Origin of the sequence: Paenibacillus fonticola DSM 21315 (genome assembly GCF_000381905.1) — a bacterium.
Taxonomy (GTDB): Bacteria; Bacillota; Bacilli; order Paenibacillales; family Paenibacillaceae; genus Fontibacillus; species Fontibacillus fonticola.
Window position 1 is genome coordinate 15,918 of record NZ_KB907270.1, and the last position, 15,209, is coordinate 31,126.

Below are 15,209 nucleotides of genomic sequence, written 5' to 3' on the forward strand. Positions count from 1 at the left end.
ATGGCTTTCCCGCTCCTTCCCCTTTAACCTGGTCAACCTGCGTAAAGCAGCTTGAGCGCTTTTTTCATGACCGAATCCACTTCTTCGTCCGGTTTGACCGAATCTTTCAGCTGGTTCCACACCCGGTCAAGCTCGGCATCCGTATACCCCAGCGCCTTGAGGCCATCCCTCGCCTCCGGCCATCCCGGATTCAGCCCGGTTTCCTCAAAATCAGACGGCAGCTCGTCAAAGAGGGAAGGCCCCCCCAACCCGTCGAGCTTATCCTTCAAATCGAGAATCATCCGCTGAGCCGTCTTCTTGCCGATCCCCGGCAGCTTGATCAGAAAGCTGATATTTTCCTGCTGGATCGCCGCTACGACGTTATCCGGGTGTCCGCCGCTTAGTATGCCTAACGCTACGCGAGGACCAATGCCCGAAACCTCAATCAGCTTTCGAAACAGCCTTTGCTCCTCTCTCGTCGGAAACCCATATAACAAAATGGCGTCATCCCGCACATGGTGGTGAGTATATGCGGTAACCGCCTGTTCGCCTTTGGCAGCAGCAAATGCATAGGGATTCGGGCAGTAAATCCGATAGCCGATCCCTTGAACCTCCAGCACGACATAATCATTTTCCAAATGGGCTACCTGGCCCCGTACAAAATCTATCATGACCTCAGTACCTCGTTTAACTTCGAATTTAATGTGTAAGAATGCGCATGGCAAACCGCCACGGCAAGCGCATCGGCTACATCGTCCGGCTTCGGAATCGCCTGGAGCTTCAAGAACATCCGGGTCATCTCCTGCACCTGTCTTTTCTCAGCCTTGCCATATCCGACCATCGCCTGTTTGATCTGCATCGGCGTATATTCGGCAATGGGCAATCCCCGCTGGGCCGCTGCCAAAACAATTACGCCCCTCGCCTGGCTTACCGACATTGCTGTCGTTACATTCCGATTGAAAAACAGCTTCTCCAAAGCTACCGCGTCCGGCTTATACTTATCCATCAGCTGAACTATTCCTTCATACACATGAAGCAGCCGCTCCTCTTCAGGAGTATGTGCTTCCGTCTGGATGCATCCATACTGCACAGGAACGCATTTGCTGCCTTGTTTATCAATAAAGCCGAAACCGACAATTGCAATGCCGGGGTCAATTCCTAATATTCGCAAGCTTAATCTCTCCCTGTTTGTTACGGCTTCACTTCTTCTCCCATTCACGAACAGAAGGAAGTTTTTCACGAACTCAGTCCATAAGAAAGCCTATGTCCGCATAACCGAACATATGTATTCACTTTATTATAACAAAAGAATCCATCCTGTTGAGGAAAATCTTTGTAGAACCTTTCAAAGCCAGCAAAAAAGGGGTTGTCCAGAAGTCAGTTTTGACTGACTCTCTGGACAACCCCTTAATCTTCACAGGATGGCTTGGAGGAGTGGATTTGGTGAGAGTGGTGAGAGTGATGGAGTTGGCAGAACTCGCGGGACTGCTCACCCGCAACGGACAGGTGATCCGCTATTTGTTGAAATTGGACCTTTTTCGCTATGCTACGGACACTGGTTCCGTTATTCGACCAAATGGACTGCAATAAACAAGTTTTTTGGAGCAATAGCGGAACGTAGGTCCGTTAACTCTCGAGATTCCTCGTTATTTCATAAATAACGTTCCCTGTGTCCGTTCAAGCCTGCATATACCCAGTTGCCCTGCCAGCCCTAATGATCGGCAGTATATACGCTTTATTCTTCTCTTTGCTGCATAACTTTCTTAGCTGGCGTAGCGGCAAATTCACTAAACGTTGACAGCACGCTGTTATATTCATCCAAATCCTGAATGCGAATCCCTTCATGAAGATGAAGCAGAACGTCTGGAGGGAGTGAGCTTTCCATTGTTTCTACATCCAGCTGAAAGAAAGTTTTTAATACTTTTTGCTTATCCGGCGGCCCGTCAAATAAACTGAAGTTGCCCTGCGGATCGATGCCAAAATACCCGTTTTTTTTGCATGTCTCCGACAATTCATTGATGTGCTGTTCAAACCATACATCGCCTTCAGGACCAATTCGTGCATGCCAGTCTGGATGTTCACCGTATACTTTAACGATTTCCTCCCGGGTCATCGTCCCAAGGACAGTGCTTTCTTGTCCACAAGCATATATTTTGTTCAATCGGACGGTCCGCGGTTGATCGTTAAGCTCTAATTGCTTGAGCCAATCATTTGCTTCTGTAGAGCTTTCCCGCTTTTCTGCCCCTCCGGCAGCTTCTTTAATTTTCCCCAGTGTTTCAAGCGCGATCGGTTTCTTCGCCATTAAATGTTCCATTTGATCGGACAGCAGCAGCCCAATGCAGGCCATCACCGTAACCAATCCACAGCCGCCAATCGTCCAAATCGCACGTCTCCATCTTCTCCAGCGACGTCTCATGTATTTTTTGATACGGAAGATATTCACAAGTATCCCCTTCTATCGGTCCATATTTACTGTTATTGTGACCGGAGGGATAATGAAATATACAGGCTCAGTTGAGGATGATGCGGCTTGTAGCGGGTTGCTGAATTTTGTGCAATAAAAAAAACGTCTGTCGACGTTTTCTAGGAAAACAGACCGCTTTTAGCAGTTGTCTTTTATGGAGATTATGGTATTGTTCAGCTCCGCTGAAAACTAATAAACTCTATTCTCTTAAATATTATGGTCGGGACGACACGATTCGAACATGCGACCCCCTGGTCCCAAACCAGGTGCTCTACCAAGCTGAGCTACGTCCCGAAATAGGCTATGAACATACGGTTTACAATTATTGTTCATTTTTTAAGTCACTTTTAAGATCATACCTATTTCCAAAGAATAAGTCAAGGATTTATTTCCCTTGCCGTAGTCATGTTTGACTTTGCGAAAGTTTGTATACTTCGCGGGCCATTTCTTCAAGGATATAGACGACCGGTATTTGCGTAGTAATATTCGCGTTATTGGCCCATTCTTCCGTAACATAGTAGGAAATGTTGACATCTGCAATTTTTCCGATGGTGCAATGCGGATTGTTAGTAATACTTACTATGTTGCTCCCCTTCTGTTTTAATTGATTGATATGGGAAATAGTAGGCTCCGTTTCTCCAGATACAGACATCGCAATCGTAGTGCTGTTATGCAGAAAATTAGCCATGAGTGGCATATAAGGATCCTTCACATACATCGACAGCTTCCCCATGCTGGAAAAATATCTTGCCCCGTATTCGGCCAATATTCCCGAGCTTCCCGCCCCTGTAAAAATAACGTTGTCGCAGTTAATAATTAATGATACCGCCTCTTGAATACTTGACTTAAAGGCGCCTTTCGAGGATCGCTCCACAAATTCAGCCAAAGCGTATTGACCGCTCTTGACTTGATTTTGCTTGTTCTCGTTCAAATAGAGCTTCAGACGTACCTTGAATTCCGAAAAACCTTCACAGTTTAATTTTCGGCAAAATCTTAATATCGTGGAAGTGGATACATGCGTTTCATCCGCTAGATCCCGGATACGCATATAAATGACTTTATCCATATTTTTACAAATATAATCATATACCAACGTCTCCAGTTCATTAAATGAGGCGATAGTTTTGCTTGAAAACATGCCGCAGTTCCTCCCCAATCCCGCACGATACTTCGTATCTGTTGCTTCATCATACCATGAAACACGTTGTTATTAATATGTAACAAGTTCCTTTCGGCGGTATTCCAGCCTAAATCGTCCAATCCTATTTACGGTCCCCCCTCCTGATGTCTACAATTTTACTCAACAACAAATATGATGTTAGGGAGGCTATCTGACATGTCTGAAGGAATAAAAATTGTAACGATCGGCGGAGGATCCAGCTATACGCCGGAATTGGTCGAAGGGTTAATTAAGCATTATGAAGAGCTGCCTGTACGTGAGTTGTGGCTGGTAGATATCGAGGAAGGAAAAGAAAAGCTAGAAATCGTCGGTAATTTAGCGCAGCGCATGATCCAAAAAGCCGGCCTCGACATTAAGGTGCATCTTACGCTGAACCGAAGAGAGGCTCTGCCAGGCGCCGATTTTGTCACAACTCAATTGCGCGTCGGCTTGCTTGATGCCCGGGCCAAAGATGAAAGAATACCTCTAAGCCATGGGGTATTGGGGCAGGAAACGAATGGGCCGGGCGGGCTGTTCAAGGGACTTCGCACGATCCCGGTCATTTTGGATATTGTAAATGATATTAAAGAGCTGTGCCCGGACGCCTGGCTGATCAACTTTACAAACCCAGCCGGCATGGTTACGGAGGCGGTGCTCCGGTACAGCGATCATAGGAAAATTGTCGGCTTGTGCAACGTCCCGATCGGCATGGAGATGGGGATCGCCAAACTGCTGGACATTGACCATTCGCGTATTCGCGTAGATTTCGCCGGGCTCAATCACATGGTCTTTGGATTGGACGTATACGTGGATGGAGTTAGCGTCAAGGAACGGGTTATCGAGCTGCTCGCCGATCCGTCGAACAGCAGCTTTGTAAAAAATATTGAAGGCCTCGGGCTTGAAGCGGAATTTATCCGGGCATTGAATGTCATCACTTGTCCGTATCACTTATATTACTACAAAAGTGCTGAAATGCTGGAGAAAGAGTTAGCGAACTTTAAAGAAGGAACAACCCGGGCGGAAGTCGTCAAGAAGCTGGAAGAGGAATTGTTTGAGCTCTACAAGGACCCTGAATTAGCGATCAAGCCGCCTCAACTGGAAGAGCGCGGTGGGGCCTATTACAGCGATGCTGCGGTACGCCTGATATCGTCTATTTACAACGATAAGCGGGATATTCAGCCGGTTAACACTATAAATAACGGCGCAATAGCCAATATCCCCTTCGACTCGGCGGTGGAAGTGAGCTGCCTCATTACCAAGGATGGCCCTAAACCGGTCATCAACGGACATTTGCCCGTTGCCGTCCAAGGCCTCGTGCAGCAGATTAAATCGTTTGAACGCGTAGCCGCTGAAGCTGCTGTGACCGGAAGCTACGATACCGCTTTATTGGCGATGACCATTAATCCGCTTGTGCCTTCGGACACAATTGGAAAAGCGATTCTGGACGAAATGCTGGAAGCACACAAAGCCTATCTGCCACGTTTCTTCGCCAAGGCCCAAGCTTAATTATTCAGCTAATAAAAAATTAAAGCAAGGAAGCTTTCCCGTTTTTTGCGGGAAAGCTTCCTTGCTTTTTTTATTGGACATTTCCAATTTACGGGAGTATACTACAAGTGTATATATCGTATATATACAATAAATTTAAGAGGTCAAAATGAACATTTCCATTTTATATTCATTAAAACAGCCTATTTACGAACAGATTATGGAGCAGATTATTGCGCAAATCATAAATGGCGAACTGAAAGCAGGAGATCAGCTGCCGTCGATCAGAAAGCTCGCAAGTGAACTTAAGGTTAGCGTAATTACAACCAAGCGGGCTTATGAGGAGCTGGAAAGAGATGGCTATGTGAACACCGTATTAGGAAAGGGCACCTTCATTGTCGGGCAGGACATGGACAACATCAAGTCCATGCAGCTGGAGGTCATCAGGAAAGAATTAGTACGCATCATTCCTGAATGCAAAAAGTACAATATCGGGCTGACTGAACTACAAAGTTTAGTACAGATCATCTATGAGGAGGAGTAATGTTTTGAAGGACGAAGAGCACATTCTGGAAGTAAACAATATTAGCAAGAAGCTGAAAGGGTTTGAATTGCAGCAGGTAAGCTTCTCCCTCAAAAGAGGTTATATCATGGGATTTATAGGTCCTAATGGAGCAGGAAAGAGCACTACGATCCGCTGCATGATGGGCCTCGCCCATATTGATAGCGGGCAAATCAAGCTGTTTAATACAGATTCTCACACCAATATGAAAGCATTGAAACAACGAATAGGCTTCGTATATGATCAAAATGTTTTTTTTGAAGATTTAACGGTCGAGAAAAACAGGCAAATCATTTCCATGTTCTATGATGAGTGGGACGATAAAATTTTCTACGACTATATCCATAAATTCGGCGTCCCCCTTTCGACGCCTGTAAAATCCTTATCCAAAGGAACAGCGATGAAATTCGCTTTAGCCGTCGCCCTTTCTCACAATGCTGAGCTGATCATCATGGATGAGCCTACGTCCGGGCTTGACCCTATTTTCAGAAAGGAATTGCTGGATGTATTGCAGGAAGTGATCCAGGATGCGAACAAAGCTATTTTCTTTTCAACCCATAACATTTCGGATCTGGAGCATGTCGCCGATTATATTACCTTTATATATGATGGGAAAATTCAGTTCTGTAAAGAAACTGAATCGATACTGGATCATTATGTCACTGTCAAAGGCCCTAAAAGTCTGATGGAACTGGTCGAAGCGCATCGGCCCCTTGCTATAAAGTCAAGCTCGCTAGGCTTTGAAGCTTTCATGGAAAAAGAGCAGCTGGCACTGCTCAATACCAGCCCCGATTTTAAAATAGAACGCCCTGCACTAGAAGATATTATGTACTATCTCGTGAAGTCCAAAAATGATAAAGGAGCCTGAACTCAATGCTGAAGCTGCTTCTAATGGAATTATATACGCAGAAAAAAATTTCCTTTTTTATTCCCGTTATTCTGCTCCCCCTGTTTCTTTCACTAGGCGATAAAATTTCCGGGACAGACATGTTTCCGACACTGATCTTCAGCTTAGCCGTAGGCTTTATCAGTTACTTTATGACAAGCTACTCAAATTCGAATACAGGAGAAACCGACAAACTGCAGTACAAGCTGCTGCTTAGCCTGCCTGTCTCCAGAACATTGCTAATAAGCGCCAAATATGTAATGGTATGCGTCTGGTGGTTAATCTCTTATGCCTGGCTAATGCTAGTACTCCTTATATTAAAGTACGTGGCCCATGTTCCAATAGCACAGCCCATTTTCAACTGGCAGGTCGCCTTCTTCTCTTTATGCTGCTGCTATTTCATGAACTCCATATTTTATCCGCTCTATTACAAATACGGATTTAGGGTAGCTAATGTGATCGGGATTTTGGTGTTCTTTACGCTATCCAACCTTGCTGGAAAAATAAATTCATTGCCGATTCCCGCCAATTTTACCGCTTTGTTATTCGATTATCCGCTAGCAGCTTTTGCTACATTCACAGCTGTCCTGATCCTGCTCACATACACTACTACCCTGTACATTTTCACCAAGGCAGATTATTAAGGCTGACGCAAAGATTGACATTAAGATTGACATTAGGCCTGTACAGATTAAAGCCAAATTAGATTAAGGCCAGTTTTATGGCTTTACAAACTGATTTCATAACTACGTTTACAACGAGGTGACTTATGAATCTTAAAAACTCGAAAATCTTTTCCTATATAATGGCGGCTATATTTCTCATTATAGCCATATCCCAAGCCGTAAGCGGGTATTATGCAGCACTATTTCCCTTTGTGTGTGCTTTGATTTTTTTCTATAGAGGTTTTAAACAGCAATAAACATATCCGTTGTAATAGGCTGGAGCTGTCCAATAAGTCCCTAAAAAAGTCAGATGGAATACACCGCGTTTTCCGCCTAACTTTTTTTACATCTGCCTTTGCTGATGTGATAACGGACACAACGAACGCTATTTGTGAAATAACGAGGAATCTTGGGAGCTAACGGACCTGCGTTCCGCTATGGCTCCCAAAAACCTGTTTAATGCAGTTCAATATCGGAACCGTAGTCACCATATGCCAGCTATTTTATTTGTTTTTATCTTTAAGACAGAGTGCACCCGTATCAGGACATTGGAGCCCCTCTAGGTAATCCGATACATTATAGGGGGTGCATTATTTATGGCATTTTAAAAGTTTCAACACGATCCAGAATCCGTGAAGCGAAGCAATTGGAATACACTTGGCGGAAAAACGGTTATACTTGCCTATCTGTCATTCACTTCATTCCAATTTCCGCAGCCTCCATGTACAGCTGCGGAAATCGCCATAAATCATATCGACAGGCACTCTAATACCAACGTTCATCCATTCGTCTCCGCCTGCCGCTTGGTTCAAACCTTCCACCAGATAGGTCGAGCGAGGATCCAAGCCCTGCAGCCGCAAATAGCGGAAGCCCGAATTGGGTTGGGCCAGTATTTTAAAGTAGCATACAAAAGCCTCCGTGCGTTCCTCATCGACAAACATCCATGCGGCTTCATTGCCTTCAAATGGGCTCAAGAGCCGATAAAAATCGCCGAATTGGACGAGCGGGCGGATTTGTTTGTACAAGCGAATCTGCTCCTCGACCTGTCTCTGTTCAGCCACAGTCAATGCCGACAAATCCAATTCATAACCGAATACGCCGGACATCGCAACATGCCCTCTCATTTCCAGCGGCGTCACCCGACCGACTTGATGATTCGGGACGGCTGTTACATGGGCCCCGATCGAGCTGATCGGATAAACGAGGCTTGTGCCGTATTGAATCCGCAAGCGGCTGATCGCATCCGAATTGTCGGATGCCCATGTCTGCGGCATATAGTAGAGCATTCCGGGATCAAACCTACCTCCGCCGCTGGAGCAGCTCTCGAATAAAATATCGGGAAATCTGGAAGTCAGCGTCTCCAGGACGCGATACAAGCCCAGGATATACCGGTGAGCCGTCTCCCGTTGACGTTCGGGCGGCAGTCCAGCTGAACCGACCTCTGTCATGTGCCGGTTCATGTCCCACTTCACATATCGAATCGGCGCACTTTGCAGCACCTCCGTGAGCTTCTCGATGATGGCGTCGCATACGTCGGTGCGGGAGTAATCGAGCACGAGCTGGTAGCGTCCGGTCGAGCGCGGCCGATCCGGCACATGGATGACCCAATCTGGGTGATTGCGGTAAAGCTCGCTGTCTTCATTGACCATCTCGGGCTCGAACCAAAGGCCGAACTGCATGCCGAGACGTGCGATCCGATCCCCAAGCTGCCTGAGGCCGCCGGGCAGCTTCTTCCGATTGACGTCCCAATCGCCCAGCGAAGACGTGTCATCGTCACGTTTGCCGAACCACCCGTCATCCAGAACAAATAACTCAATGCCATGCTGCCGCGCCTGAACCGCGATCCGCTCGAGCTTCTCTTCGTTAAAGTCGAAATAGGTCGCTTCCCAATTGTTCACGAGGATCGGGCGCTCCTTATCGCGATACGTACCGCGGCAAAGACGCGTCCGATACAGCCGATGGTAGGTTCTGGACATGCCGCCGAGGCCTTGATCCGAATAAACGAGTACCGCTTCGGGTGTTTGGAATGATTCTCCCGGTTCAAGCGTCCACATAAAATCGAACGGGTTCAGGCCCAAGGAGACTCTTGTCGCATCATACTGATCCACCTCGACGCTGGCTAGAAAATTTCCGCTATACACCAGGCTGAATCCGTATACTTCACCAAAGCGCTCGCCCGTCTCCTTGCGCATCAAAGCAACAAAAGGATTGTGCTGCGGACTGCTCACCCCGCGTTTGCTGTCGATCGAATGTATCCCTTTCTCCAGGGGCCTGCGCAGCACATTCCGTTCGTTCGACCATCCGCCGGATAGGTGAAGCAAATCGAAGTCCGCGTCGTCAAAGTCGACGGAGACGCTGGACGCATGGAGCAGCTTCAGTGTCTGCTGGCCTGCATTGACGAAGCGAACGGATCGCGTTATCGCATGAAGCGAATCGTAAACCGAGTAGTCGAGGATGACCCGAAGATCCAATACGCTGTCCGTCAATGTAATCCGCAGCGTGTCCGCTTCTTCCTCGCATTCGACGTATGTGGCAGGCAACCCCGGCAAGCCCGGTTTTCCGGGAATGATCTCGTACGAATCGAACCGCAAATCCGTTGTCGTAGAGCCGTTCTCCTGCTGGATCCGGTAAGCGGGCGTCCTGAAATCAGACGTGCCGAAGCCCGGATATTCCAGCATCAGCGTATCGAGCGAAAACTCGCTGTCCTTGCGATGGGGATACGGATTCGGAGATAGCGGACGGTCGATCGATACGATCGGCTTCGTATCGGAAAATCGATGAATGCGTTTGCCCCAATAGCGATGCGATAAATAACCGTCCTTGACGATTTGAAGCACATAGCTGGTTCTCTCCGTACTCAGATGAAAGGTTTGTTGACGCGCATCAAAATGTATGCTCACCTCAAATGCCTCCTAATCCAAAATAATCTCTATTTAAAGTTGAACAATTGATATGAATGTGTGGCAAGTACGTAAAATGTTCCTACGATCGCTGCTGCTCCCAGATTTTTTTAGAGGATATGGGTTCATAGAAGGTAGAAATCCGGTTACAAAGGCAAACACAAGCTTATGCTCTCGAAGCAGCTTTCTTTCTGAAAGCTTTCAGTTTCTTCGGAATCATTTATCTCTCTTACCTGCATCCCACTTTTTATTTCATCTTATAGCTACCCTTTCACGGCGCCGGTCGTTAATCCCGTCATAAACCAGCGCTGAAGAAACATGTATAGTATCGTAACTGGCAAGGCCGCCATAAGCGAACCAGCTGCTACCCATCCCACGTTATTGGTATTCGGCCCGAAAAAGCTGGCAAGCGATACCGTTATCGTTCGCATTTCGTTTTTTTGCAAGAAAAAGACCGAGAACTGATAGTCATTCCACACGCTTACACCGGCAAGAATCAGGATTGTGGCCGTTACAGGCTTCAACAGCGGCAAGATCATAATAAAAAATAATTTGAATTTCCCCAGGCCATCGATCAGAGCCGCTTCATCCAGCTCCCTTGGAATGGTGTTGATGAACCCCGTATACAGAAATACGGCTTGCGACAAATTGAACGTAACATGAAGCAAAACGACACCCCAATACGTATTCATGCCGTGAATATCAACGAAAAATTGATATAGCGGGACTAGAATGGTCAGCGGGGGAACGATCAGCGCGGAGATGAAAAAGATATACATCACTTTGTTCCATTTCGTTTGATACCGCGCCAACGGATAGGAGGCGCAAGCCCCAAGAAATATAATAAGAATCAGGGACACGGCCGTGATCACGACGGTATTGAGGAAAGCACGATCCATCGACGCGAGATCCCAGGCGTTTGTAAAATTGCTCCAGTCGATCCGTCCCGGCAGCACCCACTTCGAGCTCAGATCACTCATCGGCTTGGCCGAAGTGGTAATCAATACATAGAAGGGAAGAATGTGCAGCAGGGCGATAACAACGGAAAAAAGTTCACGGAATGCTTTTCTTTGACTCATGCATGGACCTCCCTCCGACGAAGAACGACAAGCGCCAGCAAACTGACCAGCGCCACAATCACAAACATGACGTTGCCCAACGTAGCGGCGTACCCCGCATCTTGCGTGCCGAAGTAGGTCCGGTACGACAGCGTGGCCAGCGATTGGGAAGCATAGCCTGGTCCGCCTTTCGTCAGTGCGACGATCACGTCGAATAGTCGCAGACCTCCGATCAAGTTCAGCACGACATTTATGGTGATTGACGGAGCCAATAGCGGAAACGTAATACTCTTGAACCTGTTCCATGCAGAAGCGCCATCGATATCCGCAGCCTCGTAATAATCTTTGGCTATCGATTGAAGCCCAGCTAAGTAAATAATCATGGCGATGCCGAGGTACTGATACGTATTAACGAGCATAATAATCCAGACATTCAACTGCGGGTTGCCGAGAAGGTTGATCGGCTCGTTCTGAAAAAGCAGCACGATATCGTTAAGAGCTCCGCCCTGATACTGGAGGAAGAAATACCAGATATACCCCATGATGAGCGGACTTACGATGACCGGCAAGTAGACAATCGTTCGTGTCAGTCCTCTTGAACGGATTTGTTGATTCAGAAACAGCGCATAAGCCAACCCGATCAGATTTTGAAAAAAAGTGCTGCCTACGCCGTAAATGAACGTATTTTTAAGGACGGTCGATATGTTCTTGTCTTCTAACAGCCGCCTGTAGTTGTCCAAGCCGATCCAATCGCGGGTTTGACTGAACCCGTCCCAATTCGTAAATGAGATTTGCATCCCTTGGATGAAGGGATAATAGATAAGGGAAAGAAACAACAATAGCGTCGGAAGATACATCAGGTTAAGCCAGAATGGCGAGTTGCGTTTCATTCGCATGACGTTTTACCACTCCTTGATAGAAACGGAGGAAGCGCCGAAGGCCCCCTCCATATCAACCTATCTTTATTTTTGTTGCGATCTCAGACGCTCTACATTCTTTTTATATACATCGGACGATTCTTCCGGCGTCATTGTGCCTCCGACGATTTCGGCGGACGTCGACTGCATGACGTCCCACATGCCGCTAGGCAAGTATACGCGGTCAAAATAAGGGAACACCGGCACATCCTTGTACTTGTCGTAAAATTCCGTATAAATGCCGAGATCTGGCGTAACATCCTCCATCGCGGTCGGAGTACCGCTAACTTCCGCAAACTGCTTCATATATTCCGGCTTGGAGAAGAATTCGACGACATCCATCGCCACGTCTTTATGCTTACTATCCTTGAACACGCCCATCGTGAAGCGTTCGCCTCCGGAAAACGTAAGCGTATCTCCTTTGTTGAATGCCGGTACCGGCATGATTCCTACCTTGACATCAGGGTTGATCTTCTGCGCGTCGGGCACGAAGCCGGGGCCGGTGAATATGAAGGCGATTTTCCCTTCAGCAAACAGCTTCGGGCGGTCCGACTCCCGCACGGTCAGCACGTCTTTAGGCATCAAGCCTTTGTCGAACATCTCCTTGAATTTGGCAGCGAGCGGTGTCCAGTTGCTCCAATCGAACGTTCCGTCAAGCAGCTCCTGCGCGTGATTTACCTCGGGGCTGATCAGCATGGCGGTTCCGTAATAATCGAAGAACTGCGCCATCGAGCCTGCATCCGTAGCGGAGAAGAAGAACGGCGTGACTTCCCCGTTGCTGTCCTTCTTAATTTTTTCCCCCGCGGCGATCAGATCGTCCAGTGTTTCCGGCTCTTGAATGCCATACTTGTCCAGCACATCTTTGTTATACGTAATGCCGTCCTTCGCCGCATTCAGCGGCAGAGCATACACTTTGCCCCCATCGTCGGTTACGATCGGCTTCATGGAATCCGTCATCCGGGATACCCAGGATTGTTGGGACATGTCCTCTAAATAATTCCCGTAACGAATAATTGCCCAACCGTGCGTATCGAAAATATCGGGCAGATCGTTCGCCGCCATTTTGGCTTTCATGATGTTCTCGTAGTCCGGACCCGGATATTGAAAATCGAAGGTTACATTCGGATGCTCTTTGGTGTAATCATCGCCGATTTTCTTGTAGAGATCCTGCGTCTCTTTATCGTTCGTCGTGGAGTAGATCGCCAGCTTCACTTCTTCCCCGCTTGGCGACGGAGCTGCCGTGTTCGCCTTATTTGTATTTTCGGCCGTTTGACCGCTGCCGCCTCCCTTGGAACAAGCCGTTACCAGCATAATTGCGATAAGCAGAATAACATAAGGAATTCTTTTAAGCGCTTTCATAGATATGAGCCCTCCTTTTGTACTTGCGATAGATTATCTGTTTCTTGCTACCCTGCATTGCGCCAACGAAATGCCCGATAACCTCCCCCTTCGTCGATGGCTTCCGAGCCTACCCCCGGTATCGGGAACTCTCCGAACCCTCTCGCTTCATTGTTTACTTAACAACTGATAATGTTTACGAGAAAATAATACCATTAAAGCGCTTACAAGGCAATAGTTTATTTAATTTTGTTTTTTTTAGATGAAAATCCCTTTATTTTTTGAAGATTCCATCCGCGATGCGCAATTCGTTTACTAAACTAATTAAAATCATCAAACAGGCGAATAAGCGTGCCTGATTCGTTGCCGCTCACAAAAAAAGAAGGCCATCTAGGCCTTCCTGGATTCGTCCACTTCTATACCAGCTTCCTGCTGCTCTCTCGAACTATAAGTTGCGTCGGGATCAAGACTCGAATCGGGACGCTCCGTCCATGGATCCGTTCCATGATCAGATTGACCGCCGAGCGGCCCATCTGTTCCGTAAACACCTTTACGGTCGTTAAAGGTACGCTGACAAACGATGCCATCTCAATGTCATCGAATCCGGCCAAAGCAACCTCGTTCGGTACCGAAATGTTTTCTTCTTGCAGGGCTCTAAGCGCGCCGAGCGCAATCGGGTCGCTTGCGCAAAAGAACGCCTCCGGCAGATCCCCCTTCTGGATTGCTTGTTTCATCATGCGGTAGCCGCCCGGCGTTGACCATTCTCCCAGGTGCACGTCCTCGGAACGGAACAAATCAAGCTCCTTCAGAATGCGTTCGAAATGAAGCCTCCGCTGCTCCGGCAGTTCGCGCATCGACCGATTTAATCCGTATATGTCTATTTTGCCGCCCAAAAAGCCAATTCGCTTGTATCCCAAAGCAAGGAGATGAGACATCACCTCGTCCATGGCCTTCTGAAAATCCAGTTCCACGGAGTCGAATCGCGTCGGATCGGGACAATGATCTATGAAGACAACGCGATCAGGCCTAGGATATATTTTCTTCAAAGCTTCCTCCTCGATTTTGCCTATAACGATGAGACCGTCAAGCTCCTGCGCCTCGGCCTCCGGCAGTTGCCCGTTCAATCGGTATACGCGATAGACTTCAAGATTGAGATCCGCAATTTGCTTCTCAATCCCTTGCCGGATCATCAAAAAGAAGGGATCCTCATACTCCTCCTCGGGAGAGCACCAAAGCAGCAGACCGATCCTCGGTTTACCGGAGTTGTTTGCGGGCGGCGCTTCTTTCTTCTTCCTCCGCCGCGAAAAATCGTATTGAAGCGCCAAGGCCGTCTCGAAAACCAGCCGTCTCGTCTCTTCCGAGACAGCCATCGTCGGATCTTCGTTTAAAATCCGGGATACGGTGGCGATCGAGACGCCAGCCTTGCGCGCGATATCTCTAATTGTCGACAATTTGAACCAACCAGCTTCCTTCGTTTAGTAAACAAACACATCATAACATTCAATACAATTCCGATCAACCGTTCGCATTTTTTTCAAACGGAGACAGCTTCGCTTTTTAACCACTCTGGCGACCGCTTCTCAATCCTCAGTTTGTAAGGATTACTCGTTCTTATTTGGTTGTTAGCGGAATATTCAGACGTGGTACAAAAAAACGACAGGTCACCCCGCCGTTCATCATTGCCGTTCCATATCTGTTAGCACTCGGTCTATATGTACTTTTTCTACAGCCACCGCATTTTTTCCTTTCGCCTCATATAGAGCTTGGCTGCACACAGCACCGTATGAAAACATGCT

General features: G+C 47.5%; 14 protein-coding genes and 1 tRNA gene. 5 read left to right on the top strand and 10 right to left on the bottom strand.

All coding sequences use genetic code 11. The features are described 5' to 3' along the window. Nucleotides 1-32 precede the first annotated feature (32 nt). Together ruvA and ruvC are read right to left on the bottom strand one after the other, a co-directional pair. Nucleotides 33-650, bottom strand: coding sequence for a Holliday junction branch migration protein RuvA (ruvA, locus tag G358_RS0122320; RefSeq protein WP_019639487.1), 618 nt, complete (start codon nt 648-650; stop codon nt 33-35). Further along, complete coding sequence (gene ruvC / locus G358_RS0122325) at nt 647-1,150, bottom strand: crossover junction endodeoxyribonuclease RuvC (RefSeq protein ID WP_019639488.1); 504 nt, start codon at nt 1,148-1,150, stop codon at nt 647-649. Before ruvC ends, ruvA begins: the two co-directional genes overlap by 4 nt. Before the next feature lie 272 nt (nt 1,151-1,422). Between ruvC and G358_RS33205 the strand changes: the two genes are divergently transcribed. Next, nucleotides 1,423-1,569: a hypothetical protein gene (locus G358_RS33205; protein WP_157274453.1), complete on the top strand. Its 147-nt coding sequence runs from the start codon at nt 1,423-1,425 to the stop codon at nt 1,567-1,569. A 145-nt stretch (nt 1,570-1,714) separates the two neighbouring features. Here G358_RS33205 and G358_RS0122335 read toward each other — a convergent pair whose 3' ends face one another. The 3 genes from G358_RS0122335 to G358_RS0122345 all read right to left on the bottom strand — a co-directional run bounded on the left by G358_RS0122335 (nt 1,715) and on the right by G358_RS0122345 (nt 3,581). Then, entirely contained in the window at nt 1,715-2,422 is a 708-nt protein-coding gene (locus G358_RS0122335; protein ID WP_019639490.1) for a BofC C-terminal domain-containing protein, read from the bottom strand. A gap of 238 nt (nt 2,423-2,660) precedes the next feature. Beyond that, nucleotides 2,661-2,737 (bottom strand) — tRNA-Pro (locus G358_RS0122340). A gap of 109 nt (nt 2,738-2,846) precedes the next feature. Continuing rightward, the gene (locus tag G358_RS0122345) at nt 2,847-3,581 is read right to left on the bottom strand and encodes a MurR/RpiR family transcriptional regulator (RefSeq protein WP_019639491.1); all 735 of its coding nucleotides are present in this window, start codon (nt 3,579-3,581) and stop codon (nt 2,847-2,849) included. A 198-nt stretch (nt 3,582-3,779) separates the two neighbouring features. On the opposite strand from G358_RS0122345, the gene G358_RS0122350 reads away from it, so the two are divergent. The 4 genes from G358_RS0122350 (at nt 3,780) to G358_RS0122365 (ending at nt 7,179) form a co-directional block, all read left to right on the top strand. After that, a complete protein-coding gene (locus G358_RS0122350; protein WP_019639492.1) occupies nt 3,780-5,108 on the top strand; it encodes a 6-phospho-beta-glucosidase in 1,329 nt (442 codons plus the stop codon). A gap of 148 nt (nt 5,109-5,256) precedes the next feature. Further along, nucleotides 5,257-5,631, top strand: coding sequence for a GntR family transcriptional regulator (locus tag G358_RS0122355; RefSeq protein ID WP_019639493.1), 375 nt, complete (start codon nt 5,257-5,259; stop codon nt 5,629-5,631). A gap of 4 nt (nt 5,632-5,635) precedes the next feature. Beyond that, the gene (locus tag G358_RS0122360) at nt 5,636-6,517 is read left to right on the top strand and encodes an ABC transporter ATP-binding protein (protein ID WP_019639494.1); all 882 of its coding nucleotides are present in this window, start codon (nt 5,636-5,638) and stop codon (nt 6,515-6,517) included. Nucleotides 6,518-6,522: 5 nt separating this feature from the next. Then, nucleotides 6,523-7,179: an ABC-2 transporter permease gene (locus G358_RS0122365; RefSeq protein ID WP_019639495.1), complete on the top strand. Its 657-nt coding sequence runs from the start codon at nt 6,523-6,525 to the stop codon at nt 7,177-7,179. Between the two features lie 719 nt (nt 7,180-7,898). On the opposite strand, the gene G358_RS0122375 is transcribed toward G358_RS0122365, so the two are convergent. From G358_RS0122375 to G358_RS0122395, 5 genes are all read right to left on the bottom strand, one after another. Continuing rightward, the gene (locus G358_RS0122375) at nt 7,899-10,100 is read right to left on the bottom strand and encodes an alpha-galactosidase (RefSeq protein WP_019639497.1); all 2,202 of its coding nucleotides are present in this window, start codon (nt 10,098-10,100) and stop codon (nt 7,899-7,901) included. 263 nt (nt 10,101-10,363) lie between these two features. Next, nucleotides 10,364-11,179, bottom strand: coding sequence for a carbohydrate ABC transporter permease (locus G358_RS0122380; protein WP_019639498.1), 816 nt, complete (start codon nt 11,177-11,179; stop codon nt 10,364-10,366). Continuing rightward, nucleotides 11,176-12,054, bottom strand: a complete 879-nt coding sequence (locus G358_RS0122385) for a carbohydrate ABC transporter permease (protein WP_019639499.1) — start codon at nt 12,052-12,054, stop codon at nt 11,176-11,178. The genes G358_RS0122380 and G358_RS0122385 overlap by 4 nt, the downstream gene beginning before the upstream one ends. Before the next feature lie 66 nt (nt 12,055-12,120). Next, the gene (locus tag G358_RS0122390) at nt 12,121-13,434 is read right to left on the bottom strand and encodes an ABC transporter substrate-binding protein (RefSeq protein WP_019639500.1); all 1,314 of its coding nucleotides are present in this window, start codon (nt 13,432-13,434) and stop codon (nt 12,121-12,123) included. Nucleotides 13,435-13,829: 395 nt separating this feature from the next. After that, on the bottom strand, nt 13,830-14,864 hold the full coding sequence (locus G358_RS0122395; protein ID WP_019639501.1) for a LacI family DNA-binding transcriptional regulator: 1,035 nt from the start codon (nt 14,862-14,864) through the stop codon (nt 13,830-13,832). Nucleotides 14,865-15,209: the final 345 nt, after the last annotated feature.

Bases quoted from the DNA above. Each gene is read 5' to 3' on its own strand.
- G358_RS0122380 (WP_019639498.1), bottom strand. From the start codon at position 11,179: ATGAGTCAAAGAAAAGCATTCCGTGAACTTTTTTCCGTTGTTATCGCC.
- G358_RS0122350 (WP_019639492.1), top strand. From the start codon at position 3,780: ATGTCTGAAGGAATAAAAATTGTAACGATCGGCGGAGGATCCAGCTAT.
- G358_RS0122355 (WP_019639493.1), top strand. From the start codon at position 5,257: ATGAACATTTCCATTTTATATTCATTAAAACAGCCTATTTACGAACAG.
- G358_RS0122345 (WP_019639491.1), bottom strand. From the start codon at position 3,581: ATGTTTTCAAGCAAAACTATCGCCTCATTTAATGAACTGGAGACGTTG.
- G358_RS0122365 (WP_019639495.1), top strand. From the start codon at position 6,523: ATGCTGAAGCTGCTTCTAATGGAATTATATACGCAGAAAAAAATTTCC.
- ruvA (WP_019639487.1), bottom strand. From the start codon at position 650: ATGATAGATTTTGTACGGGGCCAGGTAGCCCATTTGGAAAATGATTAT.
- G358_RS0122390 (WP_019639500.1), bottom strand. From the start codon at position 13,434: ATGAAAGCGCTTAAAAGAATTCCTTATGTTATTCTGCTTATCGCAATT.
- G358_RS0122385 (WP_019639499.1), bottom strand. From the start codon at position 12,054: ATGCGAATGAAACGCAACTCGCCATTCTGGCTTAACCTGATGTATCTT.